This is a genomic window from Spirosoma sp. KCTC 42546 (genome assembly GCF_006965485.1).
Taxonomy (GTDB): domain Bacteria; phylum Bacteroidota; class Bacteroidia; order Cytophagales; family Spirosomataceae; genus Spirosoma.
Window position 1 is genome coordinate 824,709 of the sequence record NZ_CP041360.1, and the last position, 18,600, is coordinate 843,308.

10 protein-coding genes are annotated in these 18,600 nt (G+C 48.3%); 8 read left to right on the top strand and 2 right to left on the bottom strand.

The features are described 5' to 3' along the window. Positions 1–15 precede the first annotated feature (15 nt). The 7 genes from EXU85_RS03490 (at position 16) to EXU85_RS03520 (ending at position 13,529) form a co-directional block, all read left to right on the top strand. Positions 16–2,079 (top strand): alpha-L-fucosidase, encoded by a 2,064-nt coding sequence (locus EXU85_RS03490; RefSeq protein WP_142770739.1) that lies wholly within the window; start codon positions 16–18, stop codon positions 2,077–2,079. Between the two features lie 131 nt (positions 2,080–2,210). Then, positions 2,211–4,754, top strand: a complete 2,544-nt coding sequence (locus tag EXU85_RS03495; protein ID WP_142770740.1) for a prolyl oligopeptidase family serine peptidase — start codon at positions 2,211–2,213, stop codon at positions 4,752–4,754. Between the two features lie 179 nt (positions 4,755–4,933). Continuing rightward, complete coding sequence (locus tag EXU85_RS03500) at positions 4,934–7,213, top strand: family 20 glycosylhydrolase (RefSeq protein ID WP_142770741.1); 2,280 nt, start codon at positions 4,934–4,936, stop codon at positions 7,211–7,213. 386 nt (positions 7,214–7,599) lie between these two features. After that, a complete protein-coding gene (locus EXU85_RS03505) occupies positions 7,600–10,236 on the top strand; it encodes a glycoside hydrolase family 2 TIM barrel-domain containing protein (RefSeq protein WP_142770742.1) in 2,637 nt (878 codons plus the stop codon). A gap of 224 nt (positions 10,237–10,460) precedes the next feature. Further along, entirely contained in the window at positions 10,461–11,327 is an 867-nt protein-coding gene (locus EXU85_RS03510) for a DUF4440 domain-containing protein (RefSeq protein WP_142770743.1), read from the top strand. 221 nt (positions 11,328–11,548) lie between these two features. Then, positions 11,549–12,757: a sensor histidine kinase gene (locus tag EXU85_RS03515; protein ID WP_142770744.1), complete on the top strand. Its 1,209-nt coding sequence runs from the start codon at positions 11,549–11,551 to the stop codon at positions 12,755–12,757. Continuing rightward, positions 12,729–13,529, top strand: a complete 801-nt coding sequence (locus tag EXU85_RS03520) for a LytTR family DNA-binding domain-containing protein (protein WP_142770745.1) — start codon at positions 12,729–12,731, stop codon at positions 13,527–13,529. The genes EXU85_RS03515 and EXU85_RS03520 overlap by 29 nt, the downstream gene beginning before the upstream one ends. A gap of 242 nt (positions 13,530–13,771) precedes the next feature. On the opposite strand, the gene EXU85_RS03525 is transcribed toward EXU85_RS03520, so the two are convergent. After that, entirely contained in the window at positions 13,772–14,926 is a 1,155-nt protein-coding gene (locus EXU85_RS03525) for a glycosyltransferase family 1 protein (RefSeq protein WP_142770746.1), read from the bottom strand. 1,416 nt (positions 14,927–16,342) lie between these two features. Continuing rightward, positions 16,343–16,897: an RNA polymerase sigma factor gene (locus EXU85_RS03530; RefSeq protein ID WP_142770747.1), complete on the bottom strand. Its 555-nt coding sequence runs from the start codon at positions 16,895–16,897 to the stop codon at positions 16,343–16,345. A 926-nt stretch (positions 16,898–17,823) separates the two neighbouring features. Here EXU85_RS03530 and EXU85_RS03535 point away from each other — a divergent pair. Beyond that, the gene (locus tag EXU85_RS03535) at positions 17,824–18,003 is read left to right on the top strand and encodes a hypothetical protein (RefSeq protein ID WP_142770748.1); all 180 of its coding nucleotides are present in this window, start codon (positions 17,824–17,826) and stop codon (positions 18,001–18,003) included. Positions 18,004–18,600: the final 597 nt, after the last annotated feature.

Sequence of the window (18,600 nt, forward strand, 5' to 3'; positions counted from 1 at the left end):
ACCTGTTTTTATTCAATGCAAATACGACTCATTGCCCTTTTTGTCATCCTGTCACGACTAACCCTGGCCCAAACGCCAGCGCCTTTCGGAGCTGTGCCATCTGCCCGCCAGTTGCAGTGGCATAAGTTGAAGTACTACGCCTTCGTGCACTTCAACATGAACACCTTCACCAACGAAGAGTGGGGCCACGGTACCGAAACCGCCGACATGTTCAACCCGACCCAACTTGATTGTCGGCAGTGGGCGCGGGTGGCTAAAGAAGCGGGCATGGAAGGGATTGTGATCACGGCCAAACACCACGATGGTTTCTGTTTGTGGCCCAGCAAATTCACCGAACACTCGGTCAAGAACAGCAAATGGCGCGATGGCAAAGGCGATGTCCTGAAAGACCTCTCGGCTGCCTGTAAAGAATATGGCTTGAAATTCGGGGTCTACCTCTCGCCCTGGGATCGTAACCACCCCGCCTACGGAACCCCCGAATACAACGAAATCTTTAAGAATACCCTCAAGGAAGTGCTGACCCAGTACGGCGACGTGTTTGAAGTGTGGTTCGATGGAGCTAACGGCGAAGGGCCGAACGGTAAGAAACAAGTCTACGACTGGCCGGGCTTTATTGCTACGGTTCGGCAATATCAACCCAATGCAGTCATTTTTAGCGATGGGGGGCCTGATATTCGTTGGGTAGGTAACGAAGATGGCTATGCGGGTGAAACCAACTGGGCAACCTTAAACCGGGATAAAGTTTATCCGGGTTATCCGAATTACTGGGAGCTGACGCCGGGCCATGAAGATGGTACGCATTGGGTACCCACCGAAGTGAACTGTTCGATTCGGCCGGGTTGGTACTACCACGCCAGTGAAGACAGTAAAGTGAAATCGCTGGAGCATCTGGTCGATATTTATTACAGCTCAATTGGGCGCAATGGCAACTGGCTGCTCAATCTGCCCGTTGATCGCCGGGGGCTTGTTCACGAAAACGACGTGGCCCGGCTTATGGAACTGAAAGCCTATACCGATAAGGCGTCGGTCAATCTGGCTGGTGGGAAGAAAATCGTCGCCAGTAGCGTCTTCAGTAAAGTGCCAACCTTTGCCGCGAGCAATATATTGGACAAAAGCCGAGATACGTATTGGGCAGCTGCCGAAGGGGCCAAACAATCCACCCTCGACATCGACTTGGGCAAATCCATTACCCTCAACCGACTGCTCATTGAAGAATACATCGCACTGGGCCAACGGGTGAAGAAGTTTTCAGTATCAGCCTGGAAGGATGGCAACTACCAACCTGTTGCACAGGGAACAACCATCGGCAATCGGCGTATTCTGCGCTTCCCGACTGTAACAACAAGCAAAATCCGGGTAAACATTGAGGAGTCCAAAGCCAGCCCGCTTATCCGCCATATCGAAATCTATAACGCGCCTGAGCTGATCGTAACCCCGGTTATCAGTCGCAGTAAAGACGGCCTGGTAACCATCGCCTGCCCTCGCACGACCGATCCGGTTATTACCTATACTACTGATGGGTCGGAGCCAACGGCTAGTAGCCCGCGTTTCAGTCAGCCATTTTCAATGCTTCAGAGTGGTACCGTGAAAGCCCGCGCGTTCATCAACAACATGAAAAAAGCCAGCAGCCCCGTTTCCACTGACTTCGACATTAGCTCGGCAAAATGGACGGTCGTATCGGCTGGTAGCTCGGCATCCGGTAAGGGAATTGACCGGCTAATTGACGGGAATACGAATAGCTTCTGGCAGCAGCGTAAAGCGGGCGAAGGGACTGTGTCTGTTGTTCTTGACCTGGGCGAAACATTGTCATTGAAAGGCTTTACCTATATGCCCCGCCAGGATGGTAAAAAAGACGGCATCGTGTACCGATATGCCGTGTCGGTGAGTCAGGATGGAAAAACCTGGGCAGCACCGGTTAGCCAGGGCGCTTTCAGCAATATCAATAACAACCCGGTTGGGCAATCGGTCCGGTTCGACCAGCCGCAGTCGGCGCGTTACCTGAAATTCGATGCGCTCGAAACCACCGGTGAAAAAGACGCCACTGTTTCCATTGCCGAACTGGGCGTTTTGACGCGCTAATAGTCAATTGTTTATCAACTATTTTTAACCACAGAGGCACAGAGAACACGGAGATAAAATATTTATTATCAATCCATGAAAGCTCTGTGTTCTGTGTGCCTCTGTGGTTAAAAACGTTACCTCCATCAACTATGTTAAAACGATTCCTTCATCTCGCTCTCTCGCTCCTGTCAATAAGCCATCTTCAGGCACAGACGAAGCCTGAATCAACAACCTATTCGTTTACCAAAGGCCTGGTTGCGCTGACCGGTAGCCGATACGGACGCGAAGCAATTTATGCCGATCCGCTGGCCTATCAGCTCTACTCCGGCACGCTCAAACAACCAGCCGAAGGTGCTGTTTTCGGTACCGATGATCAAGGAAAGGAAATCAAATGGATGCCCGTTACAGCCGATAGCCTGAACCGGTTGCGGTTTCGGGGAGGTTTTCGGGGGAATGGTGGAGCACCAGCGGGTCCCGGTGTCGTAGCAGGTAGCCTTCGGGGTGGCATCGGTGGAGGAGGTGGCTATATTTACCTGACGTACTCATCGACCCGCGAACAGATTGCCCTGCTCAATATAAAAGGCAACAGCAACGTCTACGTAAATGGCGAACAGCACATGGGCGATGCCTACAGCATGGGCTATCTGCACATACCCGTAAAACTCAAAAAAGGGCTTAATGAGTTTTACGTGCGGGGCGTCATGATCACGGCCAACCTGAATTTCCCGGACAAAGCTGCTTTATTGCGTACCGATGATCCCACCTTACCCAGCATCCGGTTGGGACAATCGAACGGATCGCTTCAGGGCGCTGTGGTTGTGGTCAACACCTCGGCAACACCATTAGCTGGGTTGCAACTAACCAGTAAAGTGGCGGGTAAATCGCAGACAACCAGTTTGCCCGTTATCCCGGCTTTATCGAGTCGGAAAGTAGCGTTTACCTTCGATGGTAGTGGCGTTAGTGCGAAAGGTCCGCAGCCCTGCGAATTGACCCTTGTTCAGAAAGGAAAGTCGCTGGACGCAGGTACGATTTCGGTGGAGGCCGTTCCTGCTGGTGCCTCCTATAGCCAGACGTTCGTTAGCCACATCGACGGCAGTTTGCAGTATTATGCCGTAACTCCACAGTCATCGGCCACGGCGGCTCCCTCCGCACTGTTTCTGTCGGTACACGGCGCGGGTGTAGAAGCCAGCGGACAGGCTCGGGCCTACAAAGCCAAAGACTGGGGAAATCTGGTGGCGGCTACCAACCGTCGGCCACGCGGTTTCAACTGGGAAGACTGGGGTCGGATAGACGCCCTGGAAGTACTGGCGATTGCTAAAAACCAGTTCAAACCCGATCCACAACACATTTACCTGACTGGCCATTCGATGGGCGGACACGGCACATGGTTTCTGGGTGCTACTTATCCCGATAAATGGGCGGCCATTGCCCCCTGCGCGGGTTACCCAACCCTGAAAGAATACGGTTCTGCCGATGGGGTAATTCCAGATAGTAGTAGCAACCCCCTGGAACAGATGTTGTTACGGTCTGGCAATCAGAGCGATGTGCTGAAACTGACGAGTAATTACAAACCACTGGGAATCTATGTCCTTCACGGCGATGCCGACCGAACCGTTCCGGTTACCTACGCTCGTCAGATGCGCAAAATCCTGGGTGAATCTCAACCCGACATGAGCTACTACGAATATCCCGGCGGTAGTCACTGGTTTGGTGATGAGAGTGTTGACTGGAAACCCTTGTTCGATTTCTTCAAATGGCACAAGATTGCCGTTGATTCGACGGTGAATACCATCGATTTTATGACAGCCAATCCCGGTATTTCATCGGCGTATCGTTGGGCAGCTATTGAACAGCAAACCCAACCGCTACTTTATAGCCGGATACAACTCGGACGGAAAGGTCAGGCTATTACGGGGACAACGACAAACGTAGCCCTTTTGAAGCTGGCACTGGATGGATTTGCGGCAAAAACACCCGTGACGATTACGCTGGACGGAACCCCGGCGCTTACCTACACCACTACGAGTGCCCAGGATACCTTGTTTCTGCGTCGCGAAAACGGTCAATGGAAGCAGTCGCAACGACCCGATGCGGCTCAGAAAGGCCCGCATCGGAATGGTACCTTCAAAGATGCCTTCAACAACCGAATGGTGTTTGTGTACGGAACGAAGGGTACGAAAGAAGAAAACGGCTGGAACTGGCAGAAGGCTCGCTACGACGCTGAAACCTGGTATTACCGGGGCAATGGTGCTATCGACATCGTAGCCGATACTGATTTTTCGCTGGCGAACTATGCCGATCGGGGTGTTGTCCTGTTCGGAAATGCAACCAATAATGCCGCCTGGAAACAACTACTGGCCGACTGCCCAATCCAACTGGAACGCAATCGTGTGCTGGCAGGTGCTCAGCAGTGGCAGGGCGATGACCTGGCAGCCTATTTCGTTTGGCCGATCAAAGGTTCGAAAACGGCTTCGGTAGCGGTCATTGGTGGCACAGGGCTCAAAGGCATGCGGGCGGCTTCGGCCAACCAGTACTTTGCCGGAGCCAGTGGTTTCCCCGACTTCATGATTTTCGGACTGGACATGGTTCGGGATGGGAGCAAAGGCGTTCGCATGGCGGGCTTCTTTGATAACAACTGGAAACTGATGCCGAACCAGTACGTTGTCAATGGCCAGAAGAGCGGGGCTGAGTAAGCTATTTTAACCACAGAGGCACAGAGGACACAGATTTATAACCTGATTAATATCGCACATTTACCTCTCTGTGTTCTCTGTGCCTCTGTGCCTCTGTGGTTAAAATTTTGTCTTAAACCCAATAGAATAGCCAAGCGAGAACGTAGGAACAGCGATTCTAATAAATTACCCATATTCTAATGATTCGATTACATTACCTGTTACTGGCCTTATTCGTCACCTTGTCTATTCAGGCGCAGGATGTGGCTCAGCGGTACCCGCTTATCCCGTATCCAACATCGCTAACACCTGCATCGGGACAATTTGTCGTAACGGCTCAAACGGCGCTGATCGTTCAGGACAGTCGGTTTGAGAATGAAGCCAGGCAGTTGCAGGCACTGTTAGAACCAGGTCTGGGCAAACGACTCTCCAGCAAAGGGAATAGCTCCAAAATCGTGCTTCAATACGATGCGTCGATTACGAATCCTGAAGGGTATGATCTCACGATTACACCCCAGCAAGTGACGTTGAAAGCCAGTCAGCCCGTCGGGATGTTTCGCGCTGTTCAAACGATTCGTCAACTGCTGCCGGTGGCTATTGAGAAAGCAACGAAACCGCTGTCGTCGATAACGATTCCGGCCGTTCAGATTCGTGACCAACCGGCCTATGCCTGGCGGGGTATGCACCTCGATGTATCGCGGCATTTTTATTCGATGGACTACTTACACACGTTCATTGACCGGCTGGCACTCTATAAATTCAATAAATTTCACCTGCACCTGACCGATGATCAGGGCTGGCGGCTGGAAATAAAAGCCTATCCTAAACTAACGAGCGAAGGGGCGTGGCGAACCTATAATAATCAGGATTCGGTCGTCTTGAAACGGGCGGTCACTAATCCCGACTTTGACCTGCCCAAACAGTTTATCCGGCAACAGAATGGGCAAACGCAGTACGGGGGTTTCTACACCCAGGCACAAATGCGCGACCTGATTGCCTACGCAGCCGCCCGACACGTTGAGATCATTCCCGAAATCGACATGCCCGGCCATCTAACGGCGGCTATTAAGGCGTATCCGTTTCTAAGTTGCACCGGTCAGGAAGGTTGGGGGAAAACGTTTTCAGTACCCATTTGTCCTTGCAACGAGCCAACCTACACGTTCATGGAAACGGTGCTGAGCGAAGTCATCGCACTGTTCCCGAGTCCGTACGTTCATATTGGTGCCGATGAGGTCGAGAAATCGACCTGGGCACAATCGGCGGGTTGCCAGGAGTTGATGAAACGGGAGAACATTAAAAACGTGGAGGAGTTGCAGAGCTATTTCGTGCACCGGATTGAGAAGTTTGTGCAGTCGAAAGGTAAGAAGCTGATGGTTTGGGACGATGCCCTCGAAGGTGGACTTAAGCCGTCTACGGCAGTCATGTACTGGCGCAGTTGGGTAAAAGATGCTCCCCATAAAGCCGCTCAGAACGGGAATGATGTCGTCATGACGCCCGTGAGTAACCTGTATTTTGATAGCCCTCCGGGAATTCAATCCGTCGAAAATATATATAATCTTAACGTCGTGCCTGAACGGATAACCGCTGGGCAAACAAAGCAGTTTCTGGGTGCACAGGCTAACATCTGGACCGAATACATCCCAACCGAAAACCGCGTGGACTACATGAGTATGCCCCGCATGACGGCGCTGGCGGAAGTAGTCTGGACGGCAAAAAAGGATTATTCATCATACCAGAAGCGGCTTCTCCAGCACTTCCTGCGCATGGAGCAACTGGGCATTCATTACCGCCTGCCCGACCTCACGGGTTTTGCCGAGGAGAACGTCTTTGTCGATCAGGCTACGTTACGCATCAAAAAGCCGTTGGACAGCTATTCTCTCCGCTATACAACTGACGGGTCGAACCCTCAGTCAAATTCACCCGAATTACCAGGCGGGTTATCCATTACAAAACCACAAACGGTTAAGGTAGCGGCCTTCACGCCATCGGGTGTGCGGGGCGATGTGTATTCGCTCCGTTACCAGCAGCAAGCCTATGCAACGCCGGTTACCATTGCCAATCCACAAGCCGGTTTAACGAGCAGTTATTTCAAAAAGTACTTCAAGGAAACCAAGCTGATGAAGCAGCAAACCCCCGATAGCACGTATACGATCAACAACGTTGTGGTACCAAAATCCGTAAACGCGCCTAGCTTTGGTATCCAGTTTCGGGGGTATCTGACCGTACCCGAAACGGGTGTTTATAGCTTCTTCTATACCTGCGACGACGGCGGCATTCTCCGTATCGCCGACCGGATGGTGGTCGATAATGATGGCAACCATTTTCCTATCGAAAAAAGTGGTCAGGTGGCTTTACAAAAAGGCGCACACCCCTTCGAAGCCGATTTTATTGAAGGCGGTGGTGGCTTCACGCTCAAACTGAAATACAGCCTGAACGGCTCCGAACCAATGGACATACCGGATAGCTGGTTTGGGCATTGAGGGTGTGAGAAAGCTACATTATCTTAAGCTATCCTGATTGATTTTGTCATGCTGACGAAGGAAGCATTTTAAGATTTCCTTACTTACTCATTAGGATAGTTTAAGATGCTTCCTTCGTCAGCATGACAAAAAATCATCGAATGTTCCTTCATCGAACTAACTACATGAACTATATCAAACACCCGCCGTTCTCGCTTGGCTATCCGACCGGGCTGGCGTACCAGCGTGAGCTATTATTTTGACGGCCTCTAGCCGGAGAAAAATACCAGTACAGCCAATACGGGCCAGAGGCCATTGAAGGAATAGTCCTCACTGGTACGCCAGCCCGGTCGGCGGAGCCAAGCGAGAACGGCAGCGCTAATACATACAACCTGAAAATATCATCAATGAACTATATCAAATACCCACTACTGGCACTGCTACTAGCGCTCCCGTTCTGGACGCAGGCGCAGAAGCAGTATGAATTGAATTCAGGCTGGCAGTGTAGCCCAATTGCAAAAACAAAGGATACTGGCTTAATCATTTCAGCACCGACCTATTCGCTCGCGGGCTGGTTGCCAGCTGTTGTTCCCGGCACCGTGCTAACAACCCTACTGGCCAATAAGCAGGTGCCGGACCCATTCTATGGGATGAACAACAATAAAATCCCGGATATCTATGCCACTGGACGGGACTATTACACCTATTGGTTCGTGAAGGAGTTTCAGGAAACGCCGAAGTCGGGTGAACAGGTATGGCTCAACTTTCGAGGAATAAACTACAGTTGCGATGTGTTTCTGAACGGCCAGAAAGTGAATAGTCGCCCGTTTGTGGGCATGTTTCTGCGGCAGTCGTTTAACATTACATCGCTACTTCGGAAGGATGGTAAAAATCGGCTGGCCGTTATCGTGCATCCACCCGACCCGGTTGGAAACGCCAATGGAGGTCAAGGGGGCGATGGCACTATTGCTAAAAACGTGGCGCACCAGTACGTAGCGGGTTGGGACTGGATTCAACCCATTCGTGATCGGAATACCGGAATCTGGGACAAAGTAACCATCGAAAAAACGGGCGCTGTCAACCTGAAAAATCCACATGTTATTACGAATGTGCCGGGTAAACGCCTTCCCGACGGGCCTCAACAACCAGCAATGATGCGTGTATCCGCCGAGCTGGAAAATACCTCTGCTATGCGGCAGTCGGGGGTGCTTCGGTACACATTGAATGGTCAGGTCGTAACGAAGGCCGTGAGTCTTGCCCCCCGTACGACAACAACCGTCGATTTGCCCGCGCTGACGCTGACGAATCCGAAATTATGGTGGCCTGCCGGATACGGGGAGCAGCACCTGTATCCGATGAATGTGCAGTTCCTGACGGGCGATAAAGCCGTTTCGGATGAGGAAAGCCTGCTGGTGGGTGTCCGCGAAATTCAATCCGAGTGGAACAGCTTTACCCGAAGCCGTCAGGTTTTGGTGAACGGGCAGAAAGTGTTCATTAAAGGGGCCAACTGGATTGTTTCGGATGCGATGCTTCGGTTTACGCCCGAGCGGTACAACGCCGAGATTCGGTTCCACCGCGATATGAACCTGAACCTAATTCGGATCTGGGGTGGTGCGCTGTCGGAGCGTCCGGAGTTTTATCAGGCATGCGATAAATACGGGTTGCTTGTGATGCAGGATTTCTGGGGATCAGGCGACTGCAACGGTCGATGGGTCGATCCGATGAAAAAAGAAGACCAGTGGACGCGCCGAAATTACCCCGACGATCATGACTTATTTCTAACCTCAGCGGCCGATCAGATCAAGATGATTCGCAACCACGCGTCGCTGGCCATCTGGTGCGGAGGGAATGAAATTACGTTGCCGCAGGATATCATGACGCCCCTTCGCGACACAATATTGCCCAAACTGGATGGGACGCGCTGGTTCATCGACTACTCGAACTCAGATGAAATGTCGTTCAACTTTCTGGGTGGAAACGGCGATGGCCCGTATGGTATTCAGCCGATCCGTCATTTCTGGGAACATAGAACCTGGCCGTTTAACTCCGAAGTAGGTTCGGTTGGTGTGGGCGACTATGCATCGCTGGAGCGGTTTATTCCCAAAGAGAATCTGGTGGCCCCAGTGTACGCGAAAAATGGAAAAAGCCAGGTCGATTCGGTTTGGGATTACCACAAATATATTGGCTACGATGCCTCCATTGATCCGTACGGAAAAGCGACCGACGTGCGTGATTTTGCCAAAAAAGCACAGCTCGTAAATTACGACCAATATCGGGCGTTGATGGAAGGATTCAGTTCGCACATGTGGGACTGGTACACCGGAACAATCATCTGGAAAACGCAAAACCCCTGGACAGCCATGCGCGGGCAGATGTACGATTATTACCTCGACCCGAATGCCTGTCTCTACGGTCTGCATAACGGTAGCGAACCCCTGCACATCATGTACAATCCTGTCGATAGCATGGTAATGGTGGTGAACAATACGTTCCGCTACTACCGCGACATGATGATGGTGATCAAGGTCTACGACATGGCGGGTAAAGAAACGACCATAACGCAGGTGTTTTCTGAAATCGGCCCGACGCTGGTTCGTCCATACGTACCCATTGGCCGAACATTGCAGGCGCTGACCAAAGACAAAGGGGCGTTCCTGATGCTGCAACTCCTCGATCTGAATAAGAAACCCATAAGCGAAAATATGTACTGGCTTCCCGACGCAACCGGTGAGTACTCCGGCTTGCAGCAGCTGGCCAAAGCGCCCGTTCAGGTGAAGGCCCGGCAAATTTCCAGCGGAAAAGTAGAGGTAACCCTAACGAACCCCGCCAGAAACCCGGTTGCGTTTTTCAATCGGCTATCGCTGGTCGATGCGGCAACGAAAGCTCGCTTGCTACCCGTTTTCTATAGTGACAACTACGTTTCGGTCCCGCCCGGTCAGCAGAAAACCGTAACCATCGATTTTACGCCTTCTGCCAGTACGCCAATGGTTTCGCTGGAAGGCTGGAACGTGACTGAGCAGTATATTCCAATAGCTAAGCCTTGAGTATAAGTCCGGATCATACCTGATATACGTTTGTACAGCCTGCATGTTTCTCCAGTACAAAGGCCTTCGGTCGGATTTTAGTCTCCCGGAGAATAGAGATTCAGATATGATTTCACGCTGTTCAGACAACGAATCAATCAGTTGAAATAATGAAGCCTGTGATCGCGTAACCAGTCGCCTTACCTTGTTGTGGAATTTCTTAACTGGCTTCATCACAATTGCTTATGCTTCATATCTACTGGCTATTTACGGCTATTCTATGGATAGGCTCCACCCAGACGAATCCACGTTCTGCCCAGACCGATTACGAAAATTTAATTGCAGCCGAACGAGCTTTTGCTCAACTGGCGCTGGATCAGGGTGTAAAGAAGGCTTTTGTCGAAAACCTTGATGAACAATCTGTTGTCTTTCAGAATAATCGCTTTTTGCCCGGTAAGACAACGTACCAGCAACTCCCGGATGGATCGGGTAAATTAACCTGGCGACCTGCTTACGCAGAAATCTCGGCTTCGGGCACACTTGGCTATACAACCGGCCCCTTTGAATTTCGGCCCCGCTCGCTGGACGAAGAACCGGTTAGTTATGGGCAGTTTACCAGCGTTTGGCACAAAACAGCAACAGGCCAATGGAAAGTGCTGATTGACTTTGGCTGTACGCTTTCCAAGCCCAATCAGCCAGACTTTATCTTACAGATACCTACTCAGGTTTCATCCAAATCGACGCTACTCCTGGATACATCGGTAGTTAGCCGAGCGTTACGGAAAACAGAACTTGCCTTTATTCAGACAGCCCAAACCAAAAGCCTGCGGGAAGCCTACCAGTCTGTACTGCCTACCAGCGACTCGATTCGCCTGTTGCGGGAAGGCAGTAGTAGCTCTGTAGGACTAACAGCCAAAAAGATAGCCGTTGCTTCCGATCAAAAAGTCGACTATCAGCTTGTTCGTATAATTTCGTCTCCTGCGGGCGATCTAGGTTATAGTTATGGCTATGCCACCTTCGGCAATTCTCGGCAAGGTTACCTGCGTATTTGGCGAAAGCGACATAATCGCTGGCAATTGGCGCATGAAGTTCTTGGCGTCAAGCTCACCTGACCAGAACAATAAAAATTAGTAACCACACAGGCACGCAGAAAAGGTATTTACAATAACTCTTTATTCTCTGTGCCTGCGTGGTTACTAATTTTGCCTAATTGCTTTATTACAAACGACTATTGGTTGAAGAAATAGCTGTCCAGTAGTTTTTACTGACTCTGTATTCTTGATATACTAAGCCTTACCGTTTACGTTTATTGCCCTTTTGCCAGCGACCGACTATGACGCGAATCGACAAACTTCTGCAACGGGCCAACTTGCTGATTACGTACCGGCAGTTCTGGCGTTATGCCTTTATTTTCTGGGGCATCTTAGCCATCATTTCCTATATTCAGAGTACGCTGGTCTGGTTGTTGAGTAATGCCCAAACTATGTACGTTTCAGAGTCGATCCAATGGTTGATTAACTACCTGCTGTGGCTGGGGTCTTCTCCTCTGATTTTATACGCAGCCTACCGGTTCCCATTCCGGCTGACTGGCAGTAACTATTCGTGGCCCAGAACGATCATCATTCACGTACTGATTGCCTCTGCCCTTGGACTGCTAATTACCGTTATATCCTACGCATTGGTCCGGCCCTTACACGCCCATGAAACGGGGCATTGGATGAATCCAAAAACTATTTTACTTTGGTTTTTCTATGGCTATTCCCTTTCTGTAATCACTTACTTATTGGTTGTGGTAGGCTATAGCATCATTTCTTACACAACTCACTATCAAGCCCTAAAAGAACAGAATCTCAAGTACGAACTGAATAATGAGCAGTTGAAAACCCAATTGACGAGTGCGCAGCTCCAATCGTTAAAGATGCAGCTGAATCCTCATTTTTTGTTCAACACCCACCATGCTATTGTTAGCCTGATGTTGCAGAATGACACCCGTAAAGCCATTGATATGGTTACCGCTCTGAGTGATTTATTACGGGGTGTTCTTGCTCATCAGACCGAGAACTTCCTGACTCTGCGCGACGAGCTGAACTTAACTCAGCAATATTTAGCCATTCAGCAAATTCGCTTTCAGGATCGACTGCGCATCGAATACGATATTGATCCGGCCACAGAGCACTGTCTGGTACCGCAGCTTATCCTTCAGCCACTGGTTGAGAATGCCATTACGCACGGAATTTCTTCCCTGACCAACGATGCGCTCATTCGGATCACCACCCGGAAACAGGAGGATTCGATTCAACTAACTGTTTTCGATAATGGCGTTGGCAAAAGTAGCTCTGATACGTATCGGAGCGGCCGTAATGGCTCTGGTTTGGGACTTAACAATACCCGCCTACGGCTAGCGCAGGCATTTGGGAAGGCCGCTCAGTTTACGTTCGACCAACCTTCGGGCGGAAATACAAGGGTTATCATTACGTTTCCCTACCAACCCAGTCTGCTAACGAATTCCACTCATGACAACCTATCGTTCGCTCATTATTGATGATGAAGTGCTGGCCCGAGGGGTCATTCGTACGTTTCTAAAAGCCGACCCATCCATCGTTGTGGTGGACGAAGCGGGCAATGGAACAGAAGCCGTCATTAAAATTCTACAGTATCGGCCTGATCTGATTTTTCTGGATATTCAGATGCCCGAACTGGATGGGTTCGAGGTTCTTAAAGAGATCTGGCCGCATCATCAGCCATTTGTGGTATTCACGACTGCCTACGATCAATACGCCCTGAAAGCCTTTGAGGTCAATGCCATTGATTACCTGCTTAAACCGTTTAACGAAATGCGCTTCCATCAGGCGCTAGGGCGTGTGCAGGAGCGACTTGCTCAACAAACTCAGCCACGTATCGAAGCCTTAGTTAACCAACTGATGGCCGATCAGACTACCCAACCCAAAAGTGCCTATCTGCGCCGGATTCTGGTTAAAGAAACGGGACGCATGTACTTCGTGAAAACCAATGACATCATGTACCTCGATGCTGATGGTAATTATATTACGCTGCATACCGCTACCAGTAGCGACGGGTATGTGGGCGTGGAACGGCACGTTATCTATGACAGCCTGACCAGCCTCGAAACCAAACTTGACCCGACTGATTTTGTCAGAATTCATCGCTCCTATATTGTCAACCTTAACTACATCGACGAAGTTGAAACCTACTTTAATGGCGACTACATGGTTAAGCTGAAAAACGGTCAGCAACTTAAGTGGACCCGCAATTATCGGGATAACCTGAAAGCATTTTATTCGAAATCTGCCTAAGCAACCGGGTTTAGTTGATCAGGCAGAATTAAGTTGCCCGTTATTGAGTTACTGGCTATTTATTCCAGATTGACACATTAAAAAAACACTGGTGTTCAACTGAACAGGGCGATAAAGGGAGTCAGGTGTTTTTTCATGACAAACATTACTAAAAAAACATGTAAAAGTAGTTACTGCCTGGTATAACTGCCCAATTGATCACTGGTAATAGCTACTACCCCTTTTGTCCGCAAATAGACTGCTTATTGAACCGAGTACTGGGAGAATTCCTTTAAATCTGTTGTTGCCTCGAGAGCGATTACCCGCCGGTAAACTTCCAGGGTTTGATTAACCATTTGGTCTGTGGAGAACGCTTCCTGCCGCCGATAACCTTTCTGACGTAAAGACTGACGCAACCCAGGATCGATAAGAATGGATTCAATCTGTTGACGAATGGAGCGGCCAGACTCAGGATCAAAATAAAGGGCCGCATCCTGGGCTACGTCTGGAAAACACGATCTATTACTTAACACAACGGGACAGCCAGCCGCAAAGGCTTCCAGAATCGGAATTCCAAATCCTTCGTAAAGTGAAGGATAAATAAACGCCAGGGCATGTTGGTATAACCGATACAAAATCAGGTCATTGATCGCGTAATGAACTACCTGGCCGGTTAATCCCAGTTGCTCAATAAGTCGAATTTCATCGACCGAAAACGTACCACCACCCCCACAAAGTAGTTTCAACGTTGAATCGTTCTTGAGCAGTGGAGCAAGAGCCTGCAGAAACGGACCGAAGTTTTTGTAACTGTCCCGGCTGCCTACGTAGAGCAGGTAAGAGCTGGGTATCTGGATTTGAAACGTATCGGGTACTGCTAGATTTCGGAAATGAGTCGCGTGATGAATAACTGTAATTTTATCGGCCTGAATCTGGAATAGCTCAATTAAATCATTCTTGGTGTTCTCTGATACCGCAATGATATGAGCTGCCCGGTTGAATAAAACCTGTTTTTGGGCCTTCGACGCATTATCAACGTGCCCGTATCTATCGCCGAATTTATCTTTTATGGCATCGTGATAAGTTAAGACAAAGGGTTTATTCCCAATAAATTTCAGGAAGTAGGGATGGAAAAAGGTGGGATGAAACAGGTCATACTGCCCACGCCGTACTTGCACCGAACTCCACAGCCGATTAATCAATGAAAAGAGCCGGTTCGTATGCCTGTAGCCCAGGAAGTATTGAAAGGATGTAGTACGCGACCATTGATTTTGGTTTAAATACTCATTATTGGAAAATCGGATTGCTACGCTGGTCTCGATGCCTTGTCGGCGAAGGGCACTCATCAGTTGATAAAAATAGCGGGAAATGCCCCCAAATCTATTGGCAGTAAAGGTTTGGTGATCGTACAGGATTTTCATTCTGGGTGTATTTTTATGGATATGGGGATAGAATAGCAGGCATAGGGACCGGACCTATTGGCCGGAAAAAGTCGCTTGAAACGACTACAAATCCACGCAGCTTAGGGGTGGCTCCGTTGGTGCCTTTGCAAAGGCCATAGGGAGAACTGCCTTAACCGTGTATCATTTCGGCTAACGGCTTCACAGGAAGCGACGGAATCTAATAAGATTGGTAACCGCTTCGTTTAGAGTTGGTTGGGAGAGTAGGTGAACGGGGTGGTGGTCAATTAGGAGTTTCATTCTGTTTTTGGCTAGAGGTGTGTTTTCGTCAAGACCCCAAAAGAGAATGAGTGGTTGGATTTCCCGTTCTGTCTTTTTTATAATTTTAGGCTGACAGACAGTACCGGTTCTCAGTGGGAAGCCGAAATTAAACGCATTCTCTCTCACCTACAATAGAAGATATACAACTACTTTGCGCCCTGAAAGCCGAAGGCAAGCAGAGATCGTCTATAGTAAAATTACTTTTCAGAGTTAGAGTGCTCTGGAATTCGGTTTCTAATCAAATCGTGCCATAGGTATAAAAGGATGACTAACTACTGACCGATAAGCAACCTGTTGAGCAGACTACTCATTCGCCTTTAGTCTCAATAGGTATGGGCGTTGTTAGAGCGGCCTGTTCATAGTTGTACTGGGTGCCTACCCTGACTTTTCTGGTATAGCACTGCTTCAGCGTCTGGTGTCGATCAGAAAGCTATACATTATTTTTTACTCTGAGAAGGGGTAAATTACCCTTTTTTGAGGGGCGATTTACCGGAAATTAGATGGGTGACTGACAAGAGTCAAGCATTATAAGAAAGAAGGATAGATAGTGGTCAGTTAGGAAGTGGGTACTACATATCTAACTATTTGTTTCTATTATTTATTTTTAATTAATAAATAGTGACCGATATGGTATCTGTAGTCTAAAATATGAACTGTAACTTAATCGTTTATTAATTATGGATACTCAAAATCGTCATTCAATTATTCTGGACTATGTTATCCTGGCACTAGGTTTCCTATCGAGTCTTGTCATCGGATTGATTACCTTCCTATAATACCCTGAAGACGTCAAGTTGATAACCTGCTCGGCTGAAGTGGTGAGGGCGGTAAAATATCTTTTTTCTATTTCCTTTTTAAGAGTAGCCTGTCTCAGGGGTACTTTCGCTAGGTAAGCCCACTTTTAAACGTGGAAGTCTAACACCTTGCTGGGCTTTTTGCTTGCCTGAGAAGAAGCACTTGGCTTTACCTCGTCAGCCGCCCGTCTCTATGCTATACTGATTCCCTCCCAAATTGCTTCAGGCTAACTATACGAGTAGAGTTAAAATCAAGCTCGATAGTGGCTATACTGTTAACGTAGTATTGATGGAGCAGGTTAAGAATGTGGCTGATGGCACTTCAGCTTAAACACTGTTGAACACACAGACTTTTTACCTTTTCCCGGCTCCTCTTGAGCCGCATCTTGACCGCACTAGGCTTGAGATCATACAACTGAGCAAGTTCTTCAATACTCATACCATCCTCGTACTTCAGGCGCAGGAACGTCCGTTCTTCAACCGATAAGGTTGTCATCGCCTGCTGGACGACTTGAAGGGTTTCCTCATGCAACTGAGTTTCCTCCTCATCAGCAGTATTGTGGTCAATGCCGGCTTCTTCCCAGGTAGTGGTCGGCAATCGCTTGGCCATACGGAGTTGATCAGCACAGTAATTATACGAAATTGAATAGAGCCAGGTCGAAAAACTAGACCGTTCTTGAAAGGCATCCAGTTTGTTGAATACTTTCAGGAAAATATCCTGTGTAAAATCCTCCGCCTGCTCAGCATCTTTAGTCATTGATAGGCACCGCTGATAGACCTTTTTTACATATCGGGAATAGAGGGCTTCGAAGCATTGATTGGGTTGACTAGGCAATAACTGACGAATAGTTTCTTCGTCGGATAAGGAAGCGTACATGAATAAATGAAATGTTAAAATTTAAAAATATCATATATGGTTAACTAAAGAGGTATTTGTAATATACTTTAGATGTAAATCGAGTAATTAAGACACAATTAATCTACTAGACGGTATATAAATGTAGGGTTGCCTTTTTTTAGGGTATTTAGTGTGCTGAGTAGATTTACTCAGCAAGCTGCGGATAGATTAAACGGTTTTGTTGATGGGATATATTGTTTATATAGGTTATGAAAATATGACCTGCCGACCCGATCGATTAAAAAAAGCTCCGTAATTGGTGACCTTATATTCCTGGCCTACTTAAACGTACTTCGAAGCCAACAGGATAATTGAGCCGTTCTACCCTTTTGTTACCAATATAGAAGCCCGATGGGAGCACCACGGATTATAGCTAAGGAGTGAACGTGGCGTATTTGAACCGTGACCTTTCGGGCTAGTGCCAGTCTAATGATCAGTAGTTTTAATAAATCTGTAAATAAACTAAAAGTCTGGCTACTAGGTCCAAATCACATCTTATACTCGTTGAGGAAGAGTCAAAACACGAACAAACATTGACTATTAGTATGTGTTGTAGGGTCTGATAGCTCTGTCAACGCAACCTTGCTCAGAAGCCTTTGTATCCGTACTAAAGATTGTGATTGGCCAAACGCTTTTCATTGCGAAAACGCTGAACCCCTGGCTTGCCTGTTAAGGGCCCCCTTCATTACCCATAAATGAATACTAGATCTTTGAGGAGTCAACGACTCCACCCGAATCAGTTGGAAAGCAGCAATGTTGTCGCATCCTGGTCAGAGTCGCTCGCTCTGTTTCATGCCTACTATTACAAAGTAATGGCCTGTCTTCAAGAAAATAAACGCAGACCAAGATCTGATCAGAACCAGTTCATTAGCAGGTGCTCACAGGATAGACTAGTAGCTCTGCTGATGAGAATGCAGGCGGAGCTGCAAATGCTCTTTCAGGATATTGATGGCTTAGTACTCCTAACTCCTGGCATCGACAACGGATTAACTAAAAAGCTAGCCATTCACGCAAAGTACCTAACCCAATTAAATCAGCAAGCCCGCTTACTGCTTACGGATCAGTTTCCAAACCAGGTAGTTTAATTTAGCTGTAGCCATTGGATCTCCTGTTGCCAGATTTAATCCAAATTTTGTTGCTCAAACACGGCTTTTCTAGCTAGAAAAGGCACGCAAACAGGACCAGAAAAGACTACAAGCATTGGAGCAAAAGCAGACCGAACTGGAGCACTTGTTAAAGCAGATTATAAGCCGGAAGTAGGTATATAATTGGGGTTCTTGGCAGTTTATTTGTGTCGGAAGTGTGGAGAATGCAGGCTATAAAACGTCTTTTCTGTCTGTGACCTTTTGTCCGCTTTCTGGCCCAATGGGCCGTTTGCAAACTATAAATATTAAGCCTGGCTTATATCGCCGGGCTTTTTTCGTGTAGAACTCAGCAGAATAAATGGAGATAATTTCGCGTTAACTAACTAACCTGTTCGTAGCAAGCACCCAGAAATGTATCCTTAGTTATTTGTGGAATCACAGACATCCCAGTGTGTTTACCAGTGTAGATAGCATCGAAAGCCCACTTTCCTAGTCCAGGCTTTTTTGTAGCATAAAATGCCAGATTTGGATATTTTATGTTATAAAAAATGATTATTTGGTGTATATTCGCGACCTTAACTACCCGAAAAGGGAAAT